21 protein-coding genes are annotated in these 23,576 nt (G+C 67.9%); 9 read left to right on the forward strand and 12 right to left on the reverse strand.

The genetic code is table 11. From position 1 onward, the window contains the following. Positions 1-14: 14 nt before the first annotated feature. The 3 genes from GB927_RS20965 to GB927_RS20975 form a co-directional block, all read right to left on the reverse strand. Positions 15-1,406: an FGGY family carbohydrate kinase gene (locus tag GB927_RS20965; RefSeq protein WP_256119158.1), complete on the reverse strand. Its 1,392-nt coding sequence runs from the start codon at positions 1,404-1,406 to the stop codon at positions 15-17. Then, complete coding sequence (locus GB927_RS20970; protein WP_256119159.1) at positions 1,407-2,627, reverse strand: NAD(P)/FAD-dependent oxidoreductase; 1,221 nt, start codon at positions 2,625-2,627, stop codon at positions 1,407-1,409. It abuts the gene before it with no gap. A gap of 190 nt (positions 2,628-2,817) precedes the next feature. Next, entirely contained in the window at positions 2,818-4,221 is a 1,404-nt protein-coding gene (locus GB927_RS20975) for an NAD(P)/FAD-dependent oxidoreductase (RefSeq protein ID WP_256119160.1), read from the reverse strand. Positions 4,222-4,482: 261 nt separating this feature from the next. Here GB927_RS20975 and GB927_RS20980 point away from each other — a divergent pair, with 261 nt between their 5' ends. Then, positions 4,483-5,253 (forward strand): DeoR/GlpR family DNA-binding transcription regulator, encoded by a 771-nt coding sequence (locus GB927_RS20980; RefSeq protein ID WP_256119161.1) that lies wholly within the window; start codon positions 4,483-4,485, stop codon positions 5,251-5,253. Positions 5,254-5,284: 31 nt separating this feature from the next. Here the strand turns inward: GB927_RS20980 and zwf are convergent, their stop codons facing one another. Together zwf and GB927_RS20990 are read right to left on the reverse strand one after the other, a co-directional pair. Then, positions 5,285-6,742 carry a glucose-6-phosphate dehydrogenase gene (zwf, locus tag GB927_RS20985; RefSeq protein WP_256119162.1) on the reverse strand — a complete coding sequence of 486 codons (1,458 nt, stop codon included), beginning with the start codon at positions 6,740-6,742 and terminating at the stop codon, positions 5,285-5,287. A gap of 201 nt (positions 6,743-6,943) precedes the next feature. Next, positions 6,944-7,732, reverse strand: coding sequence for a DUF4394 domain-containing protein (locus tag GB927_RS20990; RefSeq protein ID WP_256119163.1), 789 nt, complete (start codon positions 7,730-7,732; stop codon positions 6,944-6,946). A gap of 239 nt (positions 7,733-7,971) precedes the next feature. Between GB927_RS20990 and GB927_RS20995 the strand changes: the two genes are divergently transcribed. Both GB927_RS20995 and GB927_RS21000 read left to right on the forward strand, forming a co-directional pair. After that, positions 7,972-8,526, forward strand: a complete 555-nt coding sequence (locus GB927_RS20995) for a sigma-70 family RNA polymerase sigma factor (protein WP_256119164.1) — start codon at positions 7,972-7,974, stop codon at positions 8,524-8,526. Continuing rightward, positions 8,523-9,221 carry an anti-sigma factor gene (locus GB927_RS21000; RefSeq protein WP_256119165.1) on the forward strand — a complete coding sequence of 233 codons (699 nt, stop codon included), beginning with the start codon at positions 8,523-8,525 and terminating at the stop codon, positions 9,219-9,221. Before GB927_RS20995 ends, GB927_RS21000 begins: the two co-directional genes overlap by 4 nt. Before the next feature lie 8 nt (positions 9,222-9,229). On the opposite strand, the gene GB927_RS21005 is transcribed toward GB927_RS21000, so the two are convergent. The 3 genes from GB927_RS21005 to GB927_RS21015 all read right to left on the reverse strand — a co-directional run bounded on the left by GB927_RS21005 (position 9,230) and on the right by GB927_RS21015 (position 12,566). Then, positions 9,230-10,129 carry a DMT family transporter gene (locus tag GB927_RS21005; RefSeq protein ID WP_256119166.1) on the reverse strand — a complete coding sequence of 300 codons (900 nt, stop codon included), beginning with the start codon at positions 10,127-10,129 and terminating at the stop codon, positions 9,230-9,232. Positions 10,130-10,161: 32 nt separating this feature from the next. Beyond that, a complete protein-coding gene (locus GB927_RS21010) occupies positions 10,162-11,508 on the reverse strand; it encodes an NAD(P)/FAD-dependent oxidoreductase (RefSeq protein WP_256119167.1) in 1,347 nt (448 codons plus the stop codon). 122 nt (positions 11,509-11,630) lie between these two features. Then, positions 11,631-12,566 carry an AraC family transcriptional regulator gene (locus GB927_RS21015; protein ID WP_256119168.1) on the reverse strand — a complete coding sequence of 312 codons (936 nt, stop codon included), beginning with the start codon at positions 12,564-12,566 and terminating at the stop codon, positions 11,631-11,633. 152 nt (positions 12,567-12,718) lie between these two features. Here GB927_RS21015 and GB927_RS21020 point away from each other — a divergent pair, with 152 nt between their 5' ends. Further along, positions 12,719-13,777 (forward strand): NAD(P)-dependent alcohol dehydrogenase, encoded by a 1,059-nt coding sequence (locus tag GB927_RS21020; protein ID WP_256119169.1) that lies wholly within the window; start codon positions 12,719-12,721, stop codon positions 13,775-13,777. A 13-nt stretch (positions 13,778-13,790) separates the two neighbouring features. On the opposite strand, the gene GB927_RS21025 is transcribed toward GB927_RS21020, so the two are convergent. From GB927_RS21025 to GB927_RS21040, 4 genes are all read right to left on the reverse strand, one after another. Beyond that, positions 13,791-14,774, reverse strand: a complete 984-nt coding sequence (locus GB927_RS21025) for a Gfo/Idh/MocA family protein (protein WP_256119170.1) — start codon at positions 14,772-14,774, stop codon at positions 13,791-13,793. A gap of 8 nt (positions 14,775-14,782) precedes the next feature. Further along, a complete protein-coding gene (locus GB927_RS21030; protein WP_256119171.1) occupies positions 14,783-15,946 on the reverse strand; it encodes an adenosylhomocysteinase in 1,164 nt (387 codons plus the stop codon). 66 nt (positions 15,947-16,012) lie between these two features. Then, complete coding sequence (locus GB927_RS21035; protein WP_256119172.1) at positions 16,013-16,966, reverse strand: LysR family transcriptional regulator; 954 nt, start codon at positions 16,964-16,966, stop codon at positions 16,013-16,015. Positions 16,967-17,035: 69 nt separating this feature from the next. Continuing rightward, positions 17,036-17,545, reverse strand: coding sequence for a hypothetical protein (locus GB927_RS21040; RefSeq protein ID WP_256119173.1), 510 nt, complete (start codon positions 17,543-17,545; stop codon positions 17,036-17,038). 138 nt (positions 17,546-17,683) lie between these two features. Here GB927_RS21040 and GB927_RS21045 point away from each other — a divergent pair, with 138 nt between their 5' ends. From GB927_RS21045 to GB927_RS21065, 5 genes are all read left to right on the forward strand, one after another. Continuing rightward, complete coding sequence (locus tag GB927_RS21045; protein ID WP_256119174.1) at positions 17,684-18,346, forward strand: TetR/AcrR family transcriptional regulator; 663 nt, start codon at positions 17,684-17,686, stop codon at positions 18,344-18,346. A gap of 251 nt (positions 18,347-18,597) precedes the next feature. Next, positions 18,598-19,851: a sarcosine oxidase subunit beta family protein gene (locus GB927_RS21050; protein ID WP_256119175.1), complete on the forward strand. Its 1,254-nt coding sequence runs from the start codon at positions 18,598-18,600 to the stop codon at positions 19,849-19,851. A gap of 99 nt (positions 19,852-19,950) precedes the next feature. Continuing rightward, complete coding sequence (locus GB927_RS21055; protein WP_256119176.1) at positions 19,951-20,235, forward strand: sarcosine oxidase subunit delta; 285 nt, start codon at positions 19,951-19,953, stop codon at positions 20,233-20,235. Next, positions 20,216-23,023 (forward strand): 2Fe-2S iron-sulfur cluster-binding protein, encoded by a 2,808-nt coding sequence (locus GB927_RS21060; RefSeq protein WP_256119177.1) that lies wholly within the window; start codon positions 20,216-20,218, stop codon positions 23,021-23,023. The genes GB927_RS21055 and GB927_RS21060 overlap by 20 nt, the downstream gene beginning before the upstream one ends. Beyond that, positions 23,016-23,537, forward strand: coding sequence for an aminomethyltransferase family protein (locus GB927_RS21065; RefSeq protein ID WP_256119178.1), 522 nt, complete (start codon positions 23,016-23,018; stop codon positions 23,535-23,537). The genes GB927_RS21060 and GB927_RS21065 overlap by 8 nt, the downstream gene beginning before the upstream one ends. Positions 23,538-23,576 lie beyond the last annotated feature (39 nt).

Genomic DNA, 23,576 nt, shown 5'->3' on the forward strand with positions numbered 1-23,576 from the left:
TGCGGCTGGCGGCGTCACCGCCAGGCGCGCGCCCTTTCGATGGCTTTGGCGAAACGGGCATGGTCGGCGGCCCCGACCGTGCCGTCCGGCTTGAAGGTTTTGGCGGCGGTGCGCGCGCCGCGAACATCGACGCCGGCGAGTTCCGCAAGGCCGAGCGCCGTCAGCTCGTGCATCGGCGCCACCGTGATCGCGCGGTTGCTGGCCGACGCCAGGAACTGCGCGAAGTAAGCGCTCTGCGACAGGCCGCCGTCGATGGAGATGCTGGGACCGAGTTCGCCGACCTTGGCGGCCGCCTCGATCAGCCCGACGGTCAGCATGGCGATGCCCTCCAGCACCGCGCGCACCAGGTCGCGCCGGTCCGTCGCATGGTCCATGCCGATGAAGAGGGGGGCGGCCTGGCGGTCCCAATAGGGTGCCGCAAGGCCGGACAGCGCCGGCACGAAGACGATGCCGCGGCTGAGCGCGGAGGGGCCTTCGAAGCTGCCGAGCTCCTCCATGGCCGAAAACAGGCCGATATCGCGCGCCCATTCCAGCGCCGAGCCCGCATCATAGACGCCGCCCTCGATGGCGAAGGTCGGGCCTTCGCCCGTCAAGTGCCAGGCGATGGTGGGCAGGAGGTCGGATTCCGCCGGTCGCCGGTCGCCGGCGATCGCCAGCAGGAAGGCACCCGTGCCGAAGGTGATCTTGCAATCGCCGGGCTTGCGGCAATCATGCCCGAAGAGGGCGGCCTGCTGGTCGACGATCGAGACTTTTACCGGCGTGCCGCCGATCGCGCCGAAGCCGGCATCGACCGCGGCGATCTCCGGCAGGCACTGGCGCGGCACGCCGTGCAGCGCGCACATTTCCTCGCTCCAGGTGCCGGTTGCCAGATCGATCAGGCCGGTGCGCGAGGCGGTGGCGAGATCGGTGCGGAAGGTGCCGCACAGCCGGTCGAGGAAGAAGGCGTCCGTGGTGCCGAGCCGCAGGCGGCCGGCCTCAAGGGCGGCGGCGACGGCGGGCAGGGTCTTTACCAGCCAGGACAGCTTGCTGGCGGAAAAATAGGGATCGAGCGGCAGGCCGCTCACCGCCTTCGAGCGCGCTTCCGCCTCCGGGGGCAGGTCGGCGAGAGCCTCTGCCGTGCGCGAATCCTGCCAGACGATGACGGGCGACAGCGGTTTTCCGGTCTCCGCATCCCAGGCAAGGCAGCTTTCGCCCTGGTTGGAAATGGCGATGGCATCGACGGGGCCGGCCCCCTCCAGCACCGCCTCGATATTGCGCAGCAGCTCTTCCGGATCGTGCTCCACCCAGCCGGGGGCGGGGTGGTGCTGCGCATGGCGGCGCGTGCCGGCGACGCGCCAGGCGCCGCCATCCTCGATGACGAGGCAACGGGTGGATGTCGTGCCCTGGTCTATGGCGGCTACCCGCATCTAGTCTTCCTCCCTGAAACGAAAATGCACGTTCTGCGCCTGTGGCGCATCCGGCGGAATGGGCACGAGGATGCGCCGCTCGGGCATCCAGAGACCGCGCGCCTGCCAGACTTCGCGCCCGTCGAGTTCCAGCGACAACCGGCCGCGCACGCGCCGCAGCACGCGGAGCTGGAACTGCCGGAAGGCCGGGGCGGACGCGGTGCGGCGCAGGATATTCGGCACGACGAGTTTTATCGGCGCATCGAAGGTGACGGGCACCGGGACGCCGTCCTCGGGTTCGCGTCCAAAATCCTCGGCGATGGCCCTGCCGATGGCGCGGCCCTCGCGAAACGCCCAGCCGCCGGTCTCCACCGCGCGCAGGACATTGCCGGCGGCGAACATGCGCGGATCGAGCGAGCGGCCCTGCTGGTCGACCGCAGGCCCGGCGCTGCCCGGGTCGACGCCCAGGGCCGATTGCAGGAACAGCGCGGATTCCGGGGTGAACTGGCCGGTGAGCAGAACGCCGTCGCAGTCCAGCGTTTTGAGCTTTCCGCCACGGCGGATGGTGACGGCCTCGACGCGGGTTCGGCCGAGAATGTCGACGATCTCGGCGCCGCGGTGAAAGGGGATGCCCATCAGGCTCGGGAACCAGGCGAGCGGCGCGCGGGCGAGCGCATGGGCGCGCGGCTCGATCATCGCGACGGGCCTTGCGCCATGGCTGAGGCAGGTCAGCACCGCCGAGAGCGAGACGAGCTCGGAGCCGACGATCAGCGGGCGGCGGAAGGGCAGGAGGCCGTGGAAGGCGAGATAGGATTGCAGCGTGCCCGTGGTCACGACGCCGATCGGCCGGTCGCCGGAGAGCAGGCGGGCGGAGCGCGGCTTTTCGCGCGCACCCGTCGTGACGAGGATGCGCTCGGCCGTCAGCTTTTCCACACCGGGGCCGGTCGTGACGAGCACCGAGCCGTCCTCGCAAAGCTCCACCACCGAATGCCCGGTGCGGATATCGACGCCGGCCTTTTCCGCCTCGCGCGTCAGCTTGCGGCCATAGGCGGCGCCGAAATAGACGCGGCCGAATTCCAGCATGCCGAAGGGCGAATGCGCGCAATGCCGCGTCGCCCCGCCCAGCGCCGGCTCGCGATCGAGCAGGATGACCCGCCGGCCCTGCCGCCGAAGCTCGATCGCCGCCGCCACCCCGGAGGGTCCGCCGCCAACGACCAGCACATCCGCATCGAGAGCGCTCATCGGCCAGCCTCCGTGTCGTGGGGTCTTTGCGACGGGTGCGTCACCCCCTCATCCGCCTGCCGGCACCTTCTCCCCGTGGGGGAGAAGGGGAAGATAGCAAACGTCTCGTTTCTCCCTTCTCCCCCGCGGGGAGAAGGTGGCCCGAAGGGTCGGATGAGGGGGATGTCGCAAGCATGGACAGCAAACACGCTCATCGCCCGCCCTCCGTGTCGATGGCGAGCGGCGTGGCGAGCTTGCCCTTGGTCATCTCGGCGAGCCGCGCATTGCAGTAAAACCCCTGGCAGCGCCCCATGCCGGCGCGGGTGCGGCGGCGCAGGCCGCCGAAATCGCCGGGAGGCACGGGGCTCGAAAAGGTCGCTTCGATCTCGCGGCGCGTCACCAGTTCGCAGTGACAGACGATCTCGCCGTGGTCCGGCCGCTGCCAGTCGCGCTCGCGGCATTCGGCGAGGTTGGGTGTGGCGATGTCGGGCACTTGCGCCGGCGGCGTGAAGGGTTCGGCGAAATCCGCATGGAGCTTCAGCGCATGCTGGGCGAGGCCGAGGGCGGAGCTGAGGCCCGTCGAGCGGATGCCGCCGAGCGTGATGGCGCGCTGGTCCGGCCGCACGAAGACGCGGTAGCCCTTCTCTTCGCTCGCGGGCCTGAGCCCGGCATAAAGCGCGGTGACGGGCATGCCCGCCAGCGCCGGCACGATCTCCGCCGCACGGGCAACGAGGGCTTCGAGCGTCTGCGTCTCGACGGTGGCGCGCACCCGGTCCTCCTGCTCCTCCGCCGTCGGGCCGACGAGCACGTTGCCGAAGGCCGTGGGACAGACGACGATGCCCTTGGTCACTTCCGTGGGCACGGGCAGGATGATGCGCGGCACATGGCGCGCGGCCGCCTTGTCGAGCACGACGAACTGGCCCTTGCGCGGCTTGATGCGAAATCCGGGGGTGAAGCCGAGGCGGGTATCGACGACATCGCCATAAAGCCCCGCCGTGTTGACCACCGCATCGGCGAGGATCTCGCCCGCCGTCGTCTCCAGCCGCCAGATGCCGTCGAACGTGCCCTTGATCAGTTCCGCCCCGCGCAGGAACCGTGCGCCGAGCGCCACCGCCTGGGTGAGATAGGCGAGCGGCGCCGACCACGGATCGATGATATGTTCGCCCGGCACTTCGAGTGCCGCGACGAGCCGGTCGGAGAGCGACGGCATGGCCGCGCGGGCCTCGCCGCCGGAGCGCAGCACGACATCCGTCGTGCCGTTGTCGCGCGCCTGCCGTTCGATGCCGGCGAGTTTTTCGGCTTCCTGTGCGTTCCAGGCGCAGACATAGGCGCCGGTCGTCACCAAAGCGAGGTTCAGGCTGTCCCTGATCTCCAGATATTCCTGCCGGCCGGCGCGCACCAGCTCCAGTTCGAGGCTGCCGGGCGGCGCGTCGAAGCCGGTATGCAGGATGGCGCTGTTGGCCTTGGAGGCGCCCGACAAGATATCGGCGCCCTTCTCGATCAGGATCACCTTTGCGCCCGCCAGCGAAAACCGCCGGGCGACCGCACAGCCGACGACGCCCGCGCCGATGATGGCGACATCGTAGGTCTCCCCGGTCTGCGGCTGGCGTGGCACGGCATTCTCTCCCGTTCGGTCACATTGTGACTGAACGGTATAAAATAAATGACCGAATGTAAAGCGCGATGGTAGAGCGAGAAGGCCACGAGACGCTCGCAAGGGATGCGAAAGCGCGATTTCTGGGGCAAAGCAAAATACGTCAAAATGACTGAACGGTCGGAATTCAGTCATTGACTTGACCGAACCGCAGGATACAACGGGAGAAATTCTGCAAATCGCGCGAATCCTTACGCGAATCTGTGCTTGCAAGGGGGCGCCGTGAGGCCGGCCGATCGCCACGAAAAAATTGTGAAGCTCGTGCACAAGGCGGGCGAAGTGAGCGTCGACGACCTCGCCCAGACGCTCGGCGCCTCGCGCGAGACGATCCGCCGCGACCTCGCCAATCTGGACGCCATGGGCCGCCTGAAGAAGTTCCACGGCGGTGCGCGCGTGCGCTCCAACACCGCGGTGGAGCCGGCGGTGGAGGGGCCGTTTGCGCTGCGCATGGCGGAAAACCTGCCGGCCAAGCGCCGCATCGCGCATGCTGCGGCCAGCCTGCTTGCGCCCGGCGATGCCGTCTTCATCGACACCGGCACGACGACGCTGATCCTCGCCGAAGCGCTGGTCGACCTGCCGGCGCTTGTCGTCGTCACCAATTCCTGGCGCATCGCCGCCACGCTGTCAGCCAATCCGGACCACAAGGTTTTCCTGATCGGCGGCGCCTATGGCGCGGATGCGGGCGAATCGCTCGGCCAGTTCGCGGTGGAGCAGATCCGCAAATTCCGCGCCCGCCACGCCTTCCTCACCGTCGGCGCGGTGGACGAACATGCCGTGATGGATTTCGACGCCGAGGTGACCGAGGTGGCGCAGACCATGATCGAGCGCGTCGACAGCGTCACGGTGCTGGCGGACGCCTCGAAATTCGGCAAGCGCGGCATTTTCGAAGTCGCCCCCTGGGGCAATATCGACCGCCTCGTCACAGACGAGGCCCCGCCCGCCGCGATTGCGGAAGCGCTGAAGGGCGCGGGCACCGAAATTGTCGTCGCCTAGGTCAGCCCGACGATTTGATGCGGGCCGCCCGCTATTCCTTCGCCGAATCCCGCCAGGCGCGCTCGAACGGCAAGCGCCAGGCATGGGGGGCGATGAGCTGGTGGATCGACTTCGGCCCCCAGCCGCCCTGGTCGTAGAGCCGCACCGGCGGCGGGTTGTCGAGCAGCGGCTGGGAGACTTCCCAGAGCCGCTCGATGCCCTCGGCGGTGGTGAACAGCGTGTGGTCGCCGCGCATCGCATCCAGGATCAGCCGCTCGTAGGCCTCCAGCACTTCGCCGATCAGGCCGGTCTCGCTCATGGCGAATTGCAGCGACAGCTTGTCGAGGCGGAAGCCGGGGCCGGGGCGCTTGCCGTAGAAGGACAGCGAGACCTTGGAGGCATCGGCAAGGTCGAAGGTGAGATGGTCCGGACCCTGCGCGCCGACGCCGGAGCCCGCCGGGAACATGGATTTCGGCGGTTCGCGGAAGGCGATCGAGATGATGCGCTGCCCTTCGGCAAGGCGTTTTCCCGTGCGCAGGAAGAAGGGCACGCCGGCCCAGCGCCAGTTGTCGATGGCGCATTTGAGCGCGATGAACGTGTCGGTGTCGCTCTCCGGGTCCACCCCCGGCTCCTTGCGGTAGCCGATATATTGGCCGCGCACCACGTCGCGCGGCTCGATCGGCAGCATGGAGCGGAACACCTTGTTCTTCTCCTCGGAGATCGGCGCCGGCTCCAGCGCGGTCGGCGGCTCCATCGCCATGAAGGCGAGGATCTGGAAGAGATGCGTCACGACCATGTCGCGATAGGCACCGGTCGTCTCGTAGAAGGCGGCGCGGGTCGCAAGGCCGAGCGTTTCCGGCACGTCGATCTGCACATGGTCGATGAAATTGCGGTTCCAGATCGGCTCGAACAGGCCGTTGCCGAAGCGGAAGGCCAGGATGTTCTGCGCCGGCTCCTTGCCGAGGAAATGGTCGATGCGGAAGATCTGCTTCTCGTCGAAGACCTCGTGCAGCTTCTTGTTCAGCTCTACGGCGCTGGCGAGGTCCGTGCCGAAGGGCTTTTCCATGATGATGCGGCAGCGCTCCACCAGCTGCGCCTCGGCGAGAAGCTGCACGGCGGGAAGGGCGGCCTTCGGCGGCACGGATAGGTAGTGCACGCGCCGTGTCTCCGGCCCCAGCGCCTCCTCCGCCCGCTCCACGGCCGCCCTCAGCGCGCCCGCGCCGGCATTGAGCGGCACATAGTCGAGCGAGGCGGCGAAGGCCTCCCATTCGGCCTCCGTGAACTTGCGGGTCAGGAACTTGTCCAGCGATTCGCGGGCGATGGTGCGGAAGCTGTCCGCATTGATATCGTCGAGCGAGACGCCGACGATGCGGCAGCCCGGAATGAAGCCGGCATTGATGAGGTGGAACAGCCCCGGCAGCAGCTTGCGCCGGGAGAGATCGCCCGTCGCACCGAACAGCACGACGACCTGTGGAAAGCCGGGACCGACCCGGGTGGAATTCTTGCGCAAAGTGCCCGTCCCCAACTCTTGCCTGATGCTCTCGGCACCAGACGCGACCACGCCCGGCCTGCGCCGTCGCGAAGCAGTCGTCTTCGTGCCTGAGGCCACAACAAACCCTCACCGATTTCAGCTGGAGTAGACGCATGGATTGGCAAGCCGATCAAGGGGGTATCGAAGCCGGCGGGTGCCGGCTCCGATCGTGTTCGTTCGTTACATCGCCGGCAGCACCGCGATGTCGCGCAGGTCGCTGTCGACGCCGCTGATATCGCCGACTTTCGTCGCGGCGCCGGTCTCCAGGTTGACGGTGTAGAGCGTCTTGCCGGCGGCGAGGAAGGCGGTGTTCGTGCCGTCTTCCGTTGCCTGCACATCGAAGGCGTAGGCGGCGGGCATCGGCTCGATGCCGAGCTTGCCGATCGCCTTCAGCGTGCCGTCGTTCGGCTTGGTCTGCTGGATGAGCGCGCCGATCGTGGCATCGAGATTGTACATCGCCGTCTTCTCCGGCTTGCCGAAGGAATTGGTATAGGCGGCGGCGACGATGTTCGGGGTCTCGCCCTTGTGCATGTCGCCCTCCTCGTAGGCGAGCGTGCCGTCCACCGTGACGGCGCCTGTATCCGGGTGGACGCGGTGGTTGGTCGTGCCGGTCATGAAGCGCAGGCGATCGGCCATCGGGTTGAAATCGACGACGACCGGCGCTTCGGAGAGATCGAGCGTCTTGTCCATCTTCGCGACGTCGGTTGCCGCGCCGGTGTTGAGATCGATCGAGACGATGCGGTGGTCCGTGGTGACGCCGATGACGGTCTTGTTGCCGGGGCGGAAATCGATGCCGAGGAGCTTGTCGACGCCGCCGACCTCCATGGTTTTCGAGACGGCGGGCTTTTCCGTGTCGAACAGCACGAGCGTCTTGTCGCCGGCAAGGCCGAGGACGGGCGCGGCAGACGCGGTGGTGGCGAGAAGGCCGATGGCGAGGGAGGCGGTGAGGGCGTGGAAGGGCTTGGTCATGTCGTTCTCCGGTGCTTTTGGCGTTAGAGAGAGGAAATGCTCTCCATCCGAAGACACATGGCGGGTGGCCTTTGGATGCAGCGTGCAAAAAAATATTTGCACGCTGCATCCAGCAGGGCTGTCCGGGTGTCTTCCTGTCACCAATGCCGGAGAGATGACTGGACGAAATCATGCGGATGATGGCAATTGCTTTTCAGGAAACCGCGGCCGACTGCAATGTTCGACGGAAAGAGGGTGGCTTGGCTTTTAGACCTGACGATCCGGACGAACTGGAAGCCGCAGTACTTGCCTGCGCCAGGGGAGAGCGAAGCGGGCTCCGCGTGATCTTCGATCGCGAAAGCGGCCGGCTGGTCGCCGTCGCGCAGCGCATCGTGCGCCGGCGCGAGCTTGCGGAAGAGGTCGTGCAGGAGGCCTTCATCCGCATCTGGACCCATGCGCACCAATATTCGCGGGAGAGAGGTTCGGCGCGGGGCTGGATCTATGCCATCGTTCGCAACCGCGCGCTCAACCTGCTGCGCGATGGCGGGCGCGAGGAGGCGGTCGACGACATCGAGGCATTGCAGGACCGCGACCATGCCAATGAGGTCATGGCCGCCTGGCAGATGCTCGACCGCGACAGCCGCCTGCGCGAATGCCTCGACGGGCTGGAAGAAACGCGGCGCAGCGGCATTCTCATGGCCTATGTGGGCGGCTACACCCACGGCGAAATCGCCGGGCGCCTGCGCCTGCCGCTCGGCACGACCAAGTCGTGGATACGGCGCGGCCTTTCGGCGTTGAGGGAGTGCATGTCATGACCGGCGGCAGAGAGGACGTTCTTTCGCTTGCGGACGAATATGTGCTGGGCCTGCTGGATGCCGGCGAGGCGGCGGCCGTGGATGCGCGCATCGAGCACGATGCGGCCTTGCGCGCGGCGGTCGCGGCCAGCCGCGAGCGCTTCCTGCCGCTCGACACCCAGCTTGCGCCGGCCGCCGTCGACGATGGCCTGTGGCGCCGGATCGAGGCGAACCTGCCCGCGCGCGGCGAGGCCCCTCCGGTTGCCGCTCCGGCAAACGACAACAGGCGCTCCGGCTGGCGGCTGGCGGCGCTTTCCTCCTTTGCCGCCACGCTGCTCCTGGCGGCGGGTCTCGTCTGGAGCCTCGGCCGCACGGTCGAGCCGGTGGTGATCGCCGTCCTCCTCAACGAGGCGGGCGAGGTGCAGGCGGTCGTCGAGGACTTCGGCAATGACACGGCCAATGTGCGGCTGCTCAGCGCCTTCGAGGTGCCGGCCGACAAGACCATCCAGGTCTGGACGCTTCCCTCGCGCGAGCTCGGCCCCGTTTCGCTGGGCCTTCTGGACGGCAGCCGCTCCGCCCGGCTGGAAGGGCCGACATTGCCCGATCCGAACGAAGACCAGCTTTACGAGCTGACGCTCGAACAGGCGGGCGGCTCCACGTCAGGCCGTCCCACGGGGCCGATCCTCGCCAAGGGCTTTGCCAAGGCGGTGCACTAGGACCGCGCTCAGGGTGAGGCGATATTGCGCGGCGACAGCGCGACGCGGCGCTCCCAGATGACGAGGACCATGCTGGCGGCGACGATGAGGAAGGCGCCGATGAAGACGTTGAGGGCGGGGATTTCCGCCCAGATGGCATAGCCGTAGACGAAGGCCCAGATCAGGCCGGTATATTCGACGGGCGCCAGCGCGGAGGCGGGCGCGTAGCGAAAACCCTCGTAGAGCAGGAACTGCCCGAGCGTCGCCACGAGGCCGAGCGCGAACATCAGCATCCACCCTTCCGCATCGGGCGTCTTCCACATCCAGGGGAAGGTGGCCGCACAGGCGATGCCGAAGAGCAGGCTGGTGGCGAACATCTGCGTGAGCGTGCTCTCGCTGCGGCTGACAAGGCGGATGAGGATGGTGCTCCAGGCCCAGCAGAAGCCCGCGACAAGGCACATGGCGGCGGGGATGAGGTTGGGCGAATGGGACGGGTTGGCCGCGATGATGACGCCGACGAAACCGCCGACGCAGGCGATCCAGCGTCCCGCGCCCACGGCCTCCTTGAGCACGAGGATCGACAGGAACACCGTGATGATCGGCGCGGAGAAATAGAGCGTGGTGAGTTCGGCGAGACCCAGATAGCGCGCGGCATTGTAGTAGAGCAGCCAGGCGACGAGCATCAGCGCGGCGCGCAGCACCACGGTGCCGCGATAGGGGCTCTTGAGGATCGAGGGGTGGCGGTAGACGCGGATCAGCACGCCGGAGACCAGCACGATGACGAGGCTGCGCACGAACAGGATCTGCGGAACCTCGTAGGTCGCCACCATCCATTTCACCAGCGCATCCTGCATGGCGAAACAGGCATAGCCGGCCGAGGCCAGCGCAATGCCGGCCAGCGGTTTCGTGTCGATCAGTCCGGAACTCATGATGGCCTCAAGATGTCATGCCTTTTCGCCCGTCAAAGCCCGGGGCCTGGCCGAATGGCGCTTCCATCGCTGAAGCGCGCCAGCCGGAAACGGTGGAGACGATGGCCGGGATCGTTGCCCTGGATGAGATCCGCGACGACGCGCCCGATGCCCGGCCCGATGCCGAAACCATGGCCGCTCATGCCGGTCGCAACGAAGAGGCCGTCGATGGCCTGCGCGCGGTCGACGATGGGCACGACATCCGGCATGGCATCGATCATGCCCGCCCAGGTCGTCCGCAGCGAAACCGGCCCGATCTGCGGGAAGAGCGCCTGGAAGTCGCGCTCGATCGCGTGGAGGCGGGCGTTTTCCGGCGCGGGATCGAGCACCCGCATCGCCTCGAAGGGGCTCGGGCCGTCCGGCGTCCAGTCGCGCGGCGTCGTCCAGCCGTCGGGAAACGCCGTCGGCGCGGCAAGGCGATAGCGCATGCCCAGCGGGTTGGCCTTCAGGACGGGAAGATATTTTGGCGCGTGGCGGAAGGCATCCGGCCCGAGGGAGAGCTGGCTGCTGCCGCCGGGGGCGAGCGTGTATCCGCCATCCTGCCGGCGCCGGAAGGCGATTTGCGCATCGGCCGCCGCACCCGCATGGATCTCCGGCAGCGGCCCGGTGGCGGCCACGGTGGCGCGCACGCTGAGCTGCGGAATGGAAATGCCGTGTTTGCGCAGGAAGAGCGACGACCACGCGCCGCCCGCGACCAGCACGCTCGACGTTGCGATGAGGCCTGCCTCCGTCCACACGCCGCTGACCCGGCCGGCCGAAAGCTCCAGCGCCCGTGCGGCGCAGTTTTCCACGATCCTGACGCCGTGGCGCACGGCAAGGCGGGCGAGCGCCGGCACGGCGAGCCACGGCTCGGCGCGCATGTCGGAGGGCGTGACCATCGCGCCGGCATAGCGGCGTGCGGCGCCCTCGAAGAGGCTGGCGGTCTCGTCCCCATCGATGAGGCGGGTGTCGAGGTCGTGCTCGGCGGCGATCTTCATGAAAGCGTCGAAGCCGGCGAGGTCCTTTTGCGACCGGGCGAGATAGGTCACGCCCGTCTGGTTCAGGCCGATATCCTCGCCGCTTTCCTCGGCCAGCGCCCGCCAGAGGCGGCAGGCCTCGATGACGATCGGAAGCTCGTCCGCATCGCGGCCCTGCTTGCGGATCCAGCCCCAGTTTCGCGACGACTGCTCGGCGGCGATGCGTCCCTTTTCCACCAGCGTGACGGATATGTTCCGCTTGGCCAGGAAGAGCGCGGTGGTGACGCCGATGACGCCGCCGCCGATGATGACCACATCGGACGCCTGCGGCGGCGGCCCGGGATAGCGGATGGGATCGGCCAGGGAGAAGGGAAAGGTGAGCACGGGATGCATTCTGGGGCAGGAGAGTCGCTGCCTTGGCAGTACCAGATAAACCGCCGCCAAACTACTGGCTTCCACGCGCAATCATGCCCCGGAATATCGGTCACGGGAGGGTAAAAACCGGCTCAGCGGCCTTGCAGGAGCGCGATGTCGCGGATCGGCGGATTGCCGAACAACCGCCTGTATTCGCGGCTGAACTGGGTGACGCTTTCATAGCCGACACGGAAAGCCGTGGTGCCGGCATCGAGCCGCTCGGTCAGGAGAAGGCGGCGCGCCTCGTGCAGCCGGATCTGCTTCTGGTACTGCAGCGGGCTCATGCGCGTGATGGCGTTGAAATGGTGGTAGAAGGTCGACACGCCCATGCCGGCCATGTCCGCCAGAACCTCGATCGAGGCCGGCTCGGCATAATGCGCGCGCAGCCAGCTGATGATGGCCGCGATCCGGTTGTGCTGCGTGCCGTGCCGCGCGATCTGGCGAAGCTGGCCGCCCGCTGGTCCCACCAGCAGGTGGTAGATCACCTCGCGCAGCACCATGCGGCCGAGGATCGGGATGTCGCGCGGCACATCCGCAAGGGCGGCCAGCCGCAGGATCGCGTCGAGCAGGCCGGCCGTCACCATGCCGATCGTCATGCCGGTGCCGGCATCGCTTGTGGCGATGCCCTCCAGGTCGATCTCGGCGCCGACCGCCTGCACCGCCGCAAGGTCGAGCTTCAGCATGAGCGACAGGAAGGGATGCGCCTCGCTGCCGTCGAGCACCTGCGCGATCGTCGGCAGGTCGACGGAGGTCAGCATGAACCGGCAGGCGTCGTACTCATAGACATTCGCGCCGACCATCACCCGCTTGCGCCCCTGCACGACGAGCGAGAGGCTTGGCTCGTAGAAGGCGGACGCCGGGTCGCAGGCCGAGCCGCGGCGATAGAAGGACAGGCCGGGAACGCCGGACTGGCGGTCGTCCGCGCCGGCAAGATCATGCAGGATACGGTCGGCCAGCCGGGCGCGCGCGATCGCCCTCTCGTCGGGATGGCCGGCCGGGCTGTGTTTCTTGTCGTCGGGGCGCAACATGCCGGGCAGAGTAGCGTCGCGCCCGCCCCGCAGCAAGCGGCCGGGCGGCGGGCAAGAGGATTGGGCAACAATCCGGAAGGATTGAGCTACCGCGGCGGGGCAGGCTGCGGCTAGCTTCTCCCCATCTTCCCGAATGTGAACGGAACCTCCCCATGCAAACGACCGGATACGCCGCCTACGACGCGGACACACCCCTTGCCCCCTTCTCCTTCGCCCGGCGCGAGCTGCGCGACAACGACGTGGCGATCGAGGTGCTCTATTGCGGCATCTGCCACACGGACCTGCATATCGCGAAAAACCTCTGGAAGGACTGGTTTCCGACGAGCTACCCGACCGTCCCCGGCCACGAGATCGTCGGGCGCGTCGTGGAGGTGGGCAAGGACGTCACGCTGCATGCCGTCAACGACCTGGTTGCCGTCGGCACTATCATCGACAGCTGCCAGCATTGCGACCAATGCCGCCGGAACGAGGAGCAGATGTGCCGCCAGGGGCCGACGCTCACCTATGGCGGGGCCGACCGGATCGACCGCAGCATGACCTATGGCGGCTTTTCGAAACATATGGTCGTGCGCGACAATTTCGTGCTGAAGCTGCCGGAGGGGCTGGATGCCGCCCGCGTCGCGCCGCTGCTTTGCGCCGGCATCACCGTCTATTCGCCGCTGCGGCTGTGGAATGTCGGCCCGGGCAGCCGGGTCGGCGTCGTCGGGATCGGCGGCCTCGGCCATCTCGCCGTGCGCTTTGCCGCAGCCCTTGGCGCCAGCGTCACGGTCATCACGCGCTCGGCGGCGAAGGGCGAGGAAGCGCAAGCGCTCGGGGCCGACAGCGTGCTGATCTCGACTGCGCCCGACGCCATGGCGGCCGCGGCATCGTCCTTCGACGTCATCATCGACACGGTGCCCGTCGGCCACGACATGTCGCCCTATATCGACCTGCTCGATGTCGAGGGCGTGCTGGTGATCGTGGGGGCGCTCGATACGATGAAGGGCTTCAGCTCCCTGCCGCTCATCACCGGGCGCCGGCGCATCACCGGTTCGCCCTCGGGCGGCATCGCCGAGACGCAGGAAATGCTCGATTTCTGCGCCCGAAAGCAGATCCTGCCCGATTGCGAGATCATCGAGATACACGAGGTCAACGACGCCTTCGACCGGCTGGAGCACGGCGACGTCCGCTACCGCTTCGTCATCGACATGGCGTCGCTTGCCGTGGAATAGGCGATACCGGGCTTCACGCGCGGCAATGCTGCTCCCAGTCGACGAGCATCGACAGGATTTCCAGCGAGTCGGAAAGGCGCGGCGCCGGGCGGGGTGGCCGCATCGCTCCATCGGCGAGGCAGGCTTCGACCGTGCGGAGCTGGTAGTCGAAGGCATCGCCATCGGCCTCGACGATGATCTCCTCGAAAGGGCCGTCATGGTCGCGGATTTCGATCCGCGAAGGTCCGGCCTGCGGCAGCCAGGGATTGGCCGGCAGGCGCAGGCTCGCCCTCTCGCCATGCATGGCGAAATCGTGGGTGAGCCCATAACCGTCGCTGCATTGCAGGCTGGCCAGCACGCCGTTGGAAAAGCGCACGGTCAGCGCGGCATCGATGAGATTGCCGTCCGGGGCAGCGTTGCCAAGGCCCGTCACTTGCCGGGCGGCGAAGGCTTGCGGTCCGCAGGCGGCCTGCACCACGAAATGCAGAAGCGAGACGGGATAACAGCCGAGATTGAAGAGCGTGCCGCGCCCGGCCGGATTGGCGACGCGCCAGATATCGGCGGCGTAGAAGCCGGTAATGGCGCGCAGCGCGCCGAGCCGGCCGGAGGCGAGAATCTCGCCCAGCCGCGCCATCAGCGGGTGGGAGAGATACATCAGTCCTTCCATGAAGAAGACGCCGCTGTCCTCCACCGCGCCCGCCAGCGCCTGCGCATCGGCAAGCGTGGTGGTCAGCGATTTTTCGCACAGCACCGCCTTGCCGGCCTTGGCGGCGGCAATGACCGCCGCGTGGTGCACATGGTTCGGCAGGCCGACATAGACCACGTCCACATCGGGATCGGCGAGCAGCGCCGCGATGTCGCGGTAGGTATGGGCGACGCCGTGGCGGGCGGCGAAGGCGGCAAGCCGGCCTTCGTCGCGCCCGGCGACGGCCTGGATGCGCGAGGCCGGGCTTTTCGCGATCGCGCCGGCCATGGTGTCGGAAATGAAGCTCGTGCCCAGAATGCCCCAGCGCAGCATGGTCGCTCCTATCGGTTGAGATCAAGGAAGGCGCCGGCCACGGCGCGGTCGATATCGGCGGGCACGGGCACGAGGCAGGCGTCTGCGCCCAGCGTGCGGCCTGCCACCCGCTCCAGGCAGCGGGCCTGCATGGCAAAGCCCAGATCCATCGCCTCGATGCTGTTGCCGAGCGGGCGCGGGCCGGCGAGATTGGCCATGTGCCCGGCCGCAAGCAGGTGGATGCGGCGGCCATCCGCCAGGACAATCGTCTCGATGCCGTCTTCCGGCGACGATGCCACCGAGGCGACCGCGGGATTGGCGATAAGGCCGGCGCGGTCGATCTCGTGCGGGAAATGGCCGCCATTCATCAGGATGACGCCGTCCTTCAGGAGCGGCAGGTCGGCGGCGGTGACGATGCCCGGATGGCCGGTGACGGTGATGATCACGTCGGCCGCGCGGATGGCGTCCGCCCGATGCGGCGTCGAAAACCCGTCGAGATGGGCCTCCAGCGTCGTCACGGGATCGATATCGACGACGCTGACGGCGCTGTAGCCCTGGCGGAAGCAGGCGGCGGTGCCCTTGCCGCAGGCGCCGTAGCCGAAGACGAGGACGCGCTTGCCGTTGGTCGAGCGGTTGGTGAAGCGCAGGAAGCTTTCGAACAGGCTCTGGCCGACGCCATGGCGGTTTTCGGCGAATTGCTTGATGGGACTGTCGTTGATGACGATGATCGGCCGCGCCAGCCTTTCGCGCAGCGGCGCCAGCCGCGTGCGGCCGGAGGTCGTCTCCTCCGTGCCGCCGATCAGCCCGTCATAGGGGCGTTCGAGGAAGCGGGCGAAAAGATCGCCGCCATTGTCGAGCAGCAGGTCGGGCTTTTCGTCGAGAAGCGCATCGATGAAACCGTGATGCGCGCCGGCATTGCGGGTCTGCTCGCCGATGATGGCGATGCCGTTGTCCGCGAGGAAGGCGGCCGTCGCCGGCTGGGTGCTGTTGAGATTGCCGGTCGCGACGATACGCGCGCCGCCGGCCTTCAGCGTCAGCAGCAAGGCGGCGGTCTTCGGCTCCAGGTGGATGGCGGTGCCGATCGTCAGGCCGGCAAAGGGCTGTGTGCGTGCAAACTCCGCCGCGATGCCCTTGAGCAGGCGGCAGCCCGATGCCACCCAGTCGATGCGCGAAAATTGCGGGTCCTGTTGCATGTTTCCCCTATCCGGTCTCGTGGTTCGATCCAGATAGAACTTTCCGCCCGCCCGGCGGCAGGGACATTATTCTGCGCTGCCGGGCAGTTTTCCTGCGCCCTCGCGCGTCAGCCAGGTCCTGAGCGCGAGGATCGCCTTGCCTTCGGCATCCATGCTGCGGCAGCACAGGCGGTAGCCGACGGGCCGGGCGACGAAGCCGAGCGGTGCGACGAGCAGGCCTTCCGCCAGTTCGCGCTCGATGGAGGCGCGGGGTGCTGCGACGATGCCGAGCCCCGCCTTGGCGGCGGCGATGGCAAGCTCCAGCGTCTCGGTTTCGAAGCGCTTGTGAAACCGCAGGGGCGGCGTGCCGCTTTCGCGAAACCAGTCATCGAGGAGGTACGCGACATCGCGCGCGACGATGGCCACGGCGGCCGACGCTTCGCCGCCGTCCACCGCGCTTTGCAGCTTGGCGGCCTCGGCCGGCGTTCCGACAAGGCCGAACTCGTCCTTCATGAAGCCGAAGGCGGCGATGTCGGGCAGCGGCCGGTATTCCCCGCCGACGATCAAGGCGTCGAGGTCTGGCCGGTCGGCGAGCGTGAAGGCGACGTCGACGGGGATGATGTCGATCTCCAGCGCCGGCAGGTCGGCCATCAGCCGCGGCAGGCGCGGGATCAGCCAGTTCGCGGCGAACGGCATGGGGGCACCGAGGCGGATGCGCCGGCGCCGCTCCGCATCCGTGATCTCATCGGCAGCACGGGTCAAAATATCGAGGGCGACGGCGACGGCGTCGGCGAAACGCCGGCCGGCATGGGTGAGCGCCACCCGCCCGCCCTCGCGGCTGAGCAGGGCGACGCCGAGGCTGTCCTCCAGGCTCGCCATCTGCTGGCGCACGGCGCCGGGCACGACGCGCAGTTCGTCCGCCGCCGCCCGCAGGCTGCCGCGCCGCGCCACCGCATCGAAGGCGCGTAGCGCATTGAGCGGCAGGGCTGCCGCCGCGCGCGGTCTGCCGGCAGGCAGGGACGGTGCGTCCTTCGCAGCCATGGTTGCCTCTCCTTCGCAAAGCTTCAGGAGTCTTTGCCATGGCCGGCGCGCGGGCAGAAGCGATTTTCGCTATTGGCGCTGGAGCGTGATCCGGCTCGTCGTCACCGTCTTGCCCGAGGCGGGGTCGCGGTCGGTGGTCGTGAGGGTCAGGCCGTCATTTCCGGCTTTCGCCACGGAGAGGCTTGCACGCCGGTCGCCGTTCACCTCCTTGGCCCAGCCGATGGCGAGGTTGAGCGTATCGCCCCGGCGCTTGCCGGACAGCGATGCCGGTCCCGAGCCCGCGCCGATATAGGAGCCGCGATAGGCGCCTCCGGAAATCTTCAGGTCGACGCCGACGGCCCTCGACACGACGAGCAGGCCGCGGCAGCGCCCCTTGAGCGACAGCGAATTGCCGGATGCCGTCGAAGTGAAGGTGCAATCGACGTTGATCGGCTCCTTGTTGGTGCGAAGCCGCACCTGGCCCTGGCCCGCATACTGGCCCTCAAGGCCGCCCAGAAACTGTTCTTCGCTGGCATGGGCGCCCGCGAAGAGCAATATCGGCGCACAGCAGGCCAGCACGGCCGGAATGATGCGATTCATGATGTTTCTCCCAAAACCGGAGTAAGGCTGCTGACGTAACCGCCAGGCACCCCGCGAAGTTCCCCTGAACTTGATATCCCGTCCGGCATTGCGCAACATAAGCCCGCATGGAGCGGCGAAACCGGGTGAGACGACATCGTGAATGAGAAGAAGCCCCCGGGCGCAAGAGCCGGCGCCGCGAAGCAGACGACCGGCCGCATGACGCGGGAGGCCTGGATCGAGGCGGGCATCGGGGCGCTCGCCGCGGAGGGCATCGCCAATGTGAAGATCCAGGTCATGGCCAAGACGCTCGCGGTGTCGCGGTCGAGCTTCTACTGGTTCTTTGCCGATCTGCAGGAACTGCACCGGGAACTGCTGGACTATTGGCTGCGCAAGAACACCAGTCCCATCATCGAGCGTGCCCTTCGCCCCGCGCAAACCGTGACGAAGGCCGTGTGCCACATCTTCGAATGCTGGGTGGACCCGGCGCTGTTCGACCCGCGGCTGGACGCGGCGGTCAGATCCTGGGGGCAGGTGGATGCGGCCGTGCGCGGCGTCGTCGACCAGGCGGACGACCAGCGCGTCGATGCCGTGGCACGCATGTTCCTGCGCTACGATTATCCGCAGCAGGAAGCCTTCATCCGCGCCCGGGTGCTGTATTTCACGCAGATCGGCCATTACACGCTCGGCATGCGCGACGACCGCGACATGCGGCTGCGGCTCCTGCGGCCCTATCTCCTCAGTTTCACGGGGCGCGAGGCCCCGGACGACGAGGTCGAGGCTTTCGAAAGCCTGGTGCGACGCGTGCAGCCCGACGGCTGACAATGGACAGGCCTGTACGGCTTTAAAAACCCCCCTGCCTGCTGGTCAAGGTCATGAACGCGCCTTTGGGCGTTGCAGCCTGTCGCGCTCTTCTGGACATCAGTGTCCAGATGTTTTATTGAGATCACGGGATCAATCAAAAACGCGGCCCAGAAGGCCGGTTCCGCCATGCAGGGGCAGCGCATGAAGCAGCACTCAGCCTTCCCGGTTTGCCGTTGCGCGCTGGCGTGCGCGGGCAGTGGGGCCATGCGATGACGCGGCATTATTCGGCCCTCTCGCTGTTGAAGGAAGGTCTGAGAAGCCAGCAGGGATGGCAGCAGGCCTGGCGTTCGCCGGAGCCCAAGCCACGCTATGACATCCTCATCATCGGCGGCGGCGGGCATGGGCTGGCGACGGCCTATTACCTCGCCAAGGCGCACAATATCCGCAACATCGCGGTCATCGAGAAGGGCTGGCTCGGCGGCGGCAATACCGGGCGCAACACGACGGTCGTCCGCTCCAACTATTTCTTCCCCGAAAGCACGGCGCTCTACGACCTGGCGCTGCGGCTCTACGAGACGCTCGGCCGCGACCTCAACTACAATATCATGCTGTCCCAGCGCGGCATCGTCACGCTCGCCCACAGCGAGGCGGAGATGGAAATGGCGGCGCGCACCGTCAACGCCATGCAGATCAACGGCACGGATGCCGAACTCTTCGGCGTGGACGAGGTGCGCCGCGTCCTGCCGCTGCTGAACGTTTCGCCCGAGGCGCGTTATCCGGTCTTCGGCGGGGTCTGGCAGGGCAGGGCCGGCACGGCGCGGCACGATGCCGTCGCCTGGGGCTATGCCCGTGCGGCCGACCGGCTCGGGGTCGATATCATCCAGTCCTGCGAGGTGGAGGAATTCCTCATCGAGGGCGGGCGCTGCCGCGGCGTGAAGACCAGCCGCGGCGAGATCCGCGCCGAGCGCACCGCCATGGTCGTCGCCGGTCATTCCTCGCATCTTGCGGCCAAGGCCGGCTTCCGCCTGCCGATCACCTCCTATGCCCTGCAGGCCTGCGTTTCCGAGCCGATCAAGCCGGTGCTCGACACCGTCGTGCTGTCGCCCGGAACCGGCACCTATGCAAGCCAGTCCGACAAGGGCGAGCTGGTTATCGGCGGCGCGCTCGACCGCGTTCCCTCCTACGGCCAGCGCGGCAACCTGCCGATGCTGGAAGGCGTCGTGTCGGGCCTGCTCGAAATGTTCCCGAGCTTCCGGCAACTGCGGCTGATGCGGCAATGGGCCGGCATCGTCGACGTCACGCCGGATTCCTCGCCCATCCTCGGCGAAAGCCCCCTGCCGGGGCTGTTCCTCAATTGCGGCTGGGGAACGGGCGGCTTCAAGGCGATCCCGGCCGGCGGCACGCTGCTCGCCCATCTGCTCGCCACCGGAAAACACCATGATATCAGCCGGCCCTTCGATCCCGACCGCTTTGCACGCGGGCGGCTGATCGACGAAGCCGCCGGCTCCGGCATCGCGCACTAGAGCAAATCCGGCGGACCGGACTTGCTCCAGATTTTTGTTTGTACCGCATTGTCCGACGCCGAAGCGACGCTTCGGCCGGAAATGCTCCAGGAGACCGCCATGCAGCTTTTTCCCTGCCCCTTCTGCGGCCCGAGAAGCGAGACCGAATTCCACTTCGGCGGCGATGCCGGCAACCGGCGGCCCGAGGGGTTTCGCGCGGTGACGGACGGCGAATGGGCGGCCTACCTGCACGATCGCAACAACCCGCGCGGCGCGGCCAACGAAATCTGGATGCACATGACCTGCGGCGAGGTGTTCCGCATGGAGCGCGATACGGTGCACCATGGCGTGGCGCAGGCCTTCGCCCTTTTGGAAGGAGGCGGCGATGACGGCTTGGCGCACTGAGGGCGGCACGGCGATCGACCGGACGCGGCCGCTGCGCTTCACCTTCGACGGGCGAAGCGTCGCGGGTTTTGCAGGCGATACGGTCGCCTCGGCGCTATTGGCGGGCGGCGTCTCGATCGTCGGGCGCAGCTTCAAATATCATCGCCCGCGCGGCCTGTGGGGTGCGGGCGTCGAGGAGCCGAACGCGCTTCTCGACATTGCGGGCGGCATGCCGAACACGCGCGCCACGCAGGTCCTCGCCGCCGATGGCCTTGCGGTGCGAAGCGTCAATGCCGAGCCGAGCGCGGAGAAGGATCGCCATGCCTTCCTCGATGCCTTTTCGCGCTTCATCCCGGCCGCCTTCTACTACAAGACCTTCATGTTCCCCGACTGGCACCTGTTCGAGCCGCGCATCCGCCAGATGGCGGGCCTCGGCACGCTGGATGGGGCGGTGCGCGCGCCGGCCTTCGCCGAACAGGTCAACCATCATTGCGACGTGCTGGTGGTCGGTGCCGGCCCCGCGGGCCTTGCCGCGGCCCGCGACGCCCTGCGCGCCGGCCGGCGTGTCGTGCTCTGTGACGACGGCCGGCAGGCGGGCGGCAGCCTGCTCTTCCGCGCCGCGACGATTGAAGGAAAGCCGGGCGCGGCCTGGGCGGCGGATGTGGTGTCGGAGCTGGAGCAGGCCGGCGCGCTGGTGCTGGCCGGCACCACGGCCTTCGGCATCTATGACCACCACCTCGCGGGCCTGAACCAGAAAGGCGAGGGCGGCGCGCCCGACCGGCTCTGGCGGGTCCGGGCGAAATCCATCGTGCTTGCCACGGGCGCCATCGAACGGCCGCTGCCCTTCGGCAACAACGACCTGCCGGGCATCATGTCCGCCGAAGCCGCGCTCGTCTACCTCCGGCGCTTCGGCGTCGCCGCCGGGCGCCGGGTCGTGGTGGCGACGAACAACGGGCTGGCCTATGAGACCGCGCAGGCGCTCTCGGCCGCCGGTGCCGATGTCACGGTTGTCGATTACCGCGCCGACGCCCCGTCGCCCGAGGGGCTGCGGGTGCTCACGGGCCGCACCATCGTCAAGGCCAGCGGCCGTGGCGCCGTCAGCGCCGTGCGGCTGTCCGATGGCAGCGTGCTGGAGGCCGATGCGGTGCTCGCCTCCGGTGGCTTCACGCCGACCGTCCATCTCTATTGCCAGGCGCAGGGCAAGCTCGACTGGCGCGACGACATCCTCGCCTTCGTGCCCGGCCGGCCGGTGGAGGGCGTGGAAGTGGTGGGTGCCGCCGCCGGTGACTTTTCGCTGCCGGCGGGGCTTGCGGAGGGCGCGGGCCAGGACCTCGGCATCGTCGCGGCCTGGCCGAAGTCACGGGCGAAGGAGCGTGTCTGGATCGACCTCCAGAACGACGTGACGGCGAAGGACGTGGAACTCGCCGTGCGGGAAAATTTCGTCTCCGTCGAGCACCTGAAGCGCTACACCACGCTCGGCATGGCGACCGACCAGGGCAAGACCTCGAACGTCAACGGGCTGGCGCTGGTGGCCGAGCTGACCGGCCGGCGCATTCCCGAGGTGGGCACGACGACCTATCGCCCGCCCTTCACGCCGGTTCCGCTCGCCTCCTTCGCGGGTGCCCGCTCCGGCACGCGCATGAGCCCGCTTCGCCGCCTGCCGCTGGAACGCGAGCACCGGGCGGACGGCGCGACCTTCCGGGAATATGGCGGCTGGTTGCGGCCGGCCTTTTACGGAAGCGGCGCGCCGGAAGACCGCATCCAGGCGGAGGCGACGGCCACGCGCGCCGGCGTCGCCCTGTTCGACGGCTCGCCGCTCGGCAAGATCGAGGTCGTCGGGCCGGATGCCGGCTCCTTCCTCGATTTCATCTATTACAACACCATGTCGACGCTCGCCCCCGGCCGCTGCCGCTACGGCTTCATCCTCTCGGAGGCGGGCAATATCTACGATGACGGCGTGCTGGTGCGGCTCGACGAGAACCGCTTCGTCGTCTCCTGCTCCTCCTCGCATGTGGCGGGCGTGCATGCCCTGCTGGAGGAATGGCGGCAGGACCGTTTCGACCGGCGGCGCGTCTTCATTCACAACGCGACCGCCGAAATGGCGACGCTGACGGTGACCGGCCCGCAATCGCGCGCCCTTCTCGAAGCAATCGGCCTCGGCCTCGATCTGGACGATGCCGCCCTGCCGCATATGGCCGTTGCCATGGGCCGTTTCGAGGGGCAGGCGGCGCGTATCGCCCGGGTCAGCTTCACCGGCGAGCGCTCCTACGAACTCTCCGTGCCGGCCGATCATGCCGCTTCTCTCTGGTCAAGGCTGAGGCGGGAAGGGCAGGCATTCGGCGCGACGCTGCTCGGCCTCGAAGCGCTGATGGTGCTGCGCGCGGAGAAGGGCTACATCGTCATCGGCAAGGACACCGACGGCACGAGCCGGCCGATGGATTTCGGGCTCACCGCGCCGCTGGAGAGGAAGAAGGTCGAGTTCATCGGCCGCCGTTCCCTGGTCACCGAAGATGCCGCCCGCCCGGACCGCCGGCAGTTCGTCGGGCTGGAGGCGATCGACGGCGCGGGTGTGCTGCCGACCGGCGCGCATGGCATAGAGCACTTGGCGGGCACGCCGCGCAGCCTCGGCTATGTCACGTCGAGCTATTTCAGCCCCGCGCTCCAGCGGCCGATCGCGCTCGGGCTGATCGAGCGCGGCCTCGATCGCATGGGCGACATCATCGAGTTGCAGCATTTGCGGGAGGTGCGGCGTGCCCGCATCGTCGCCGCCTGCGCCTTCGACGCTGAAGGAGGCCGCCTCCATGCTTGACAATTCCGGCAAGTGGCAGCCCGAACCGGACTGGGCGAGCGCCCGCCTTGCGGGCCGCACCATCGCGCTTCGCGCCGTTACCGGCCTGCCGCAACGCCTCGTCAGCGGCGATCTCGACCGCTTCCTCGCCGGGCATGGTCTCGGCAAGGATGTCGGCGCGCTCGGCCTCGCCACGGGCGCGCGCTATGCGGTGCGCCTTGCCCGCGACCGCCTCCTTGCGGTCGGCATTCCCGTCGACGACGGCTGGCACGAGGCGGGATATGCCGTCACAGGCGTCGGCTCGGCCTTGCGGGTCTTCGAGGCGCGGGGAGATGGTATCCGCGATCTCCTGGCGCGCGCGACGACGATCGATGTCGACAATCCGGGGCCGTGCGCCGCCCTGTCGTTTTGCGGCGTGACGGCGGTCGTGTATTTTCACGAGGACACGCAGACATTGCGCATCCACGCCGATCGGGGGCTTGCCGTCTATCTGTGGGAATGGTTCGAATGCCAGCCGCTGCTGTCGGCGCGATAGGTGTTTTTTGGAAGGAGCAGCCGCGCTGGTGCGGCTGCA

This window comes from Shinella lacus (assembly GCF_010994755.1).
Taxonomy (GTDB): domain Bacteria; phylum Pseudomonadota; class Alphaproteobacteria; order Rhizobiales; family Rhizobiaceae; genus Shinella; species Shinella lacus.

What these genes read in the sequence shown, in the direction of transcription:
- GB927_RS21060 (WP_256119177.1), top strand. Translation starts at nt 20,216, where the DNA reads ATGACGGCTTGGCGCACTGAGGGCGGCACGGCGATCGACCGGACGCGG.
- GB927_RS21015 (WP_256119168.1), bottom strand. Translation starts at nt 12,566, where the DNA reads ATGTTGCGCCCCGACGACAAGAAACACAGCCCGGCCGGCCATCCCGAC.
- GB927_RS21040 (WP_256119173.1), bottom strand. Translation starts at nt 17,545, where the DNA reads ATGAATCGCATCATTCCGGCCGTGCTGGCCTGCTGTGCGCCGATATTG.
- GB927_RS21055 (WP_256119176.1), top strand. Translation starts at nt 19,951, where the DNA reads ATGCAGCTTTTTCCCTGCCCCTTCTGCGGCCCGAGAAGCGAGACCGAA.
- GB927_RS20970 (WP_256119159.1), bottom strand. Translation starts at nt 2,627, where the DNA reads ATGAGCGCTCTCGATGCGGATGTGCTGGTCGTTGGCGGCGGACCCTCC.
- GB927_RS21020 (WP_256119169.1), top strand. Translation starts at nt 12,719, where the DNA reads ATGCAAACGACCGGATACGCCGCCTACGACGCGGACACACCCCTTGCC.
- GB927_RS21005 (WP_256119166.1), bottom strand. Translation starts at nt 10,129, where the DNA reads ATGAGTTCCGGACTGATCGACACGAAACCGCTGGCCGGCATTGCGCTG.
- GB927_RS21065 (WP_256119178.1), top strand. Translation starts at nt 23,016, where the DNA reads ATGCTTGACAATTCCGGCAAGTGGCAGCCCGAACCGGACTGGGCGAGC.
- GB927_RS20990 (WP_256119163.1), bottom strand. Translation starts at nt 7,732, where the DNA reads ATGACCAAGCCCTTCCACGCCCTCACCGCCTCCCTCGCCATCGGCCTT.
- GB927_RS21030 (WP_256119171.1), bottom strand. Translation starts at nt 15,946, where the DNA reads ATGCAACAGGACCCGCAATTTTCGCGCATCGACTGGGTGGCATCGGGC.
- GB927_RS21035 (WP_256119172.1), bottom strand. Translation starts at nt 16,966, where the DNA reads ATGGCTGCGAAGGACGCACCGTCCCTGCCTGCCGGCAGACCGCGCGCG.
- GB927_RS21000 (WP_256119165.1), top strand. Translation starts at nt 8,523, where the DNA reads ATGACCGGCGGCAGAGAGGACGTTCTTTCGCTTGCGGACGAATATGTG.
- GB927_RS21050 (WP_256119175.1), top strand. Translation starts at nt 18,598, where the DNA reads ATGACGCGGCATTATTCGGCCCTCTCGCTGTTGAAGGAAGGTCTGAGA.
- GB927_RS21025 (WP_256119170.1), bottom strand. Translation starts at nt 14,774, where the DNA reads ATGCTGCGCTGGGGCATTCTGGGCACGAGCTTCATTTCCGACACCATG.
- GB927_RS20965 (WP_256119158.1), bottom strand. Translation starts at nt 1,406, where the DNA reads ATGCGGGTAGCCGCCATAGACCAGGGCACGACATCCACCCGTTGCCTC.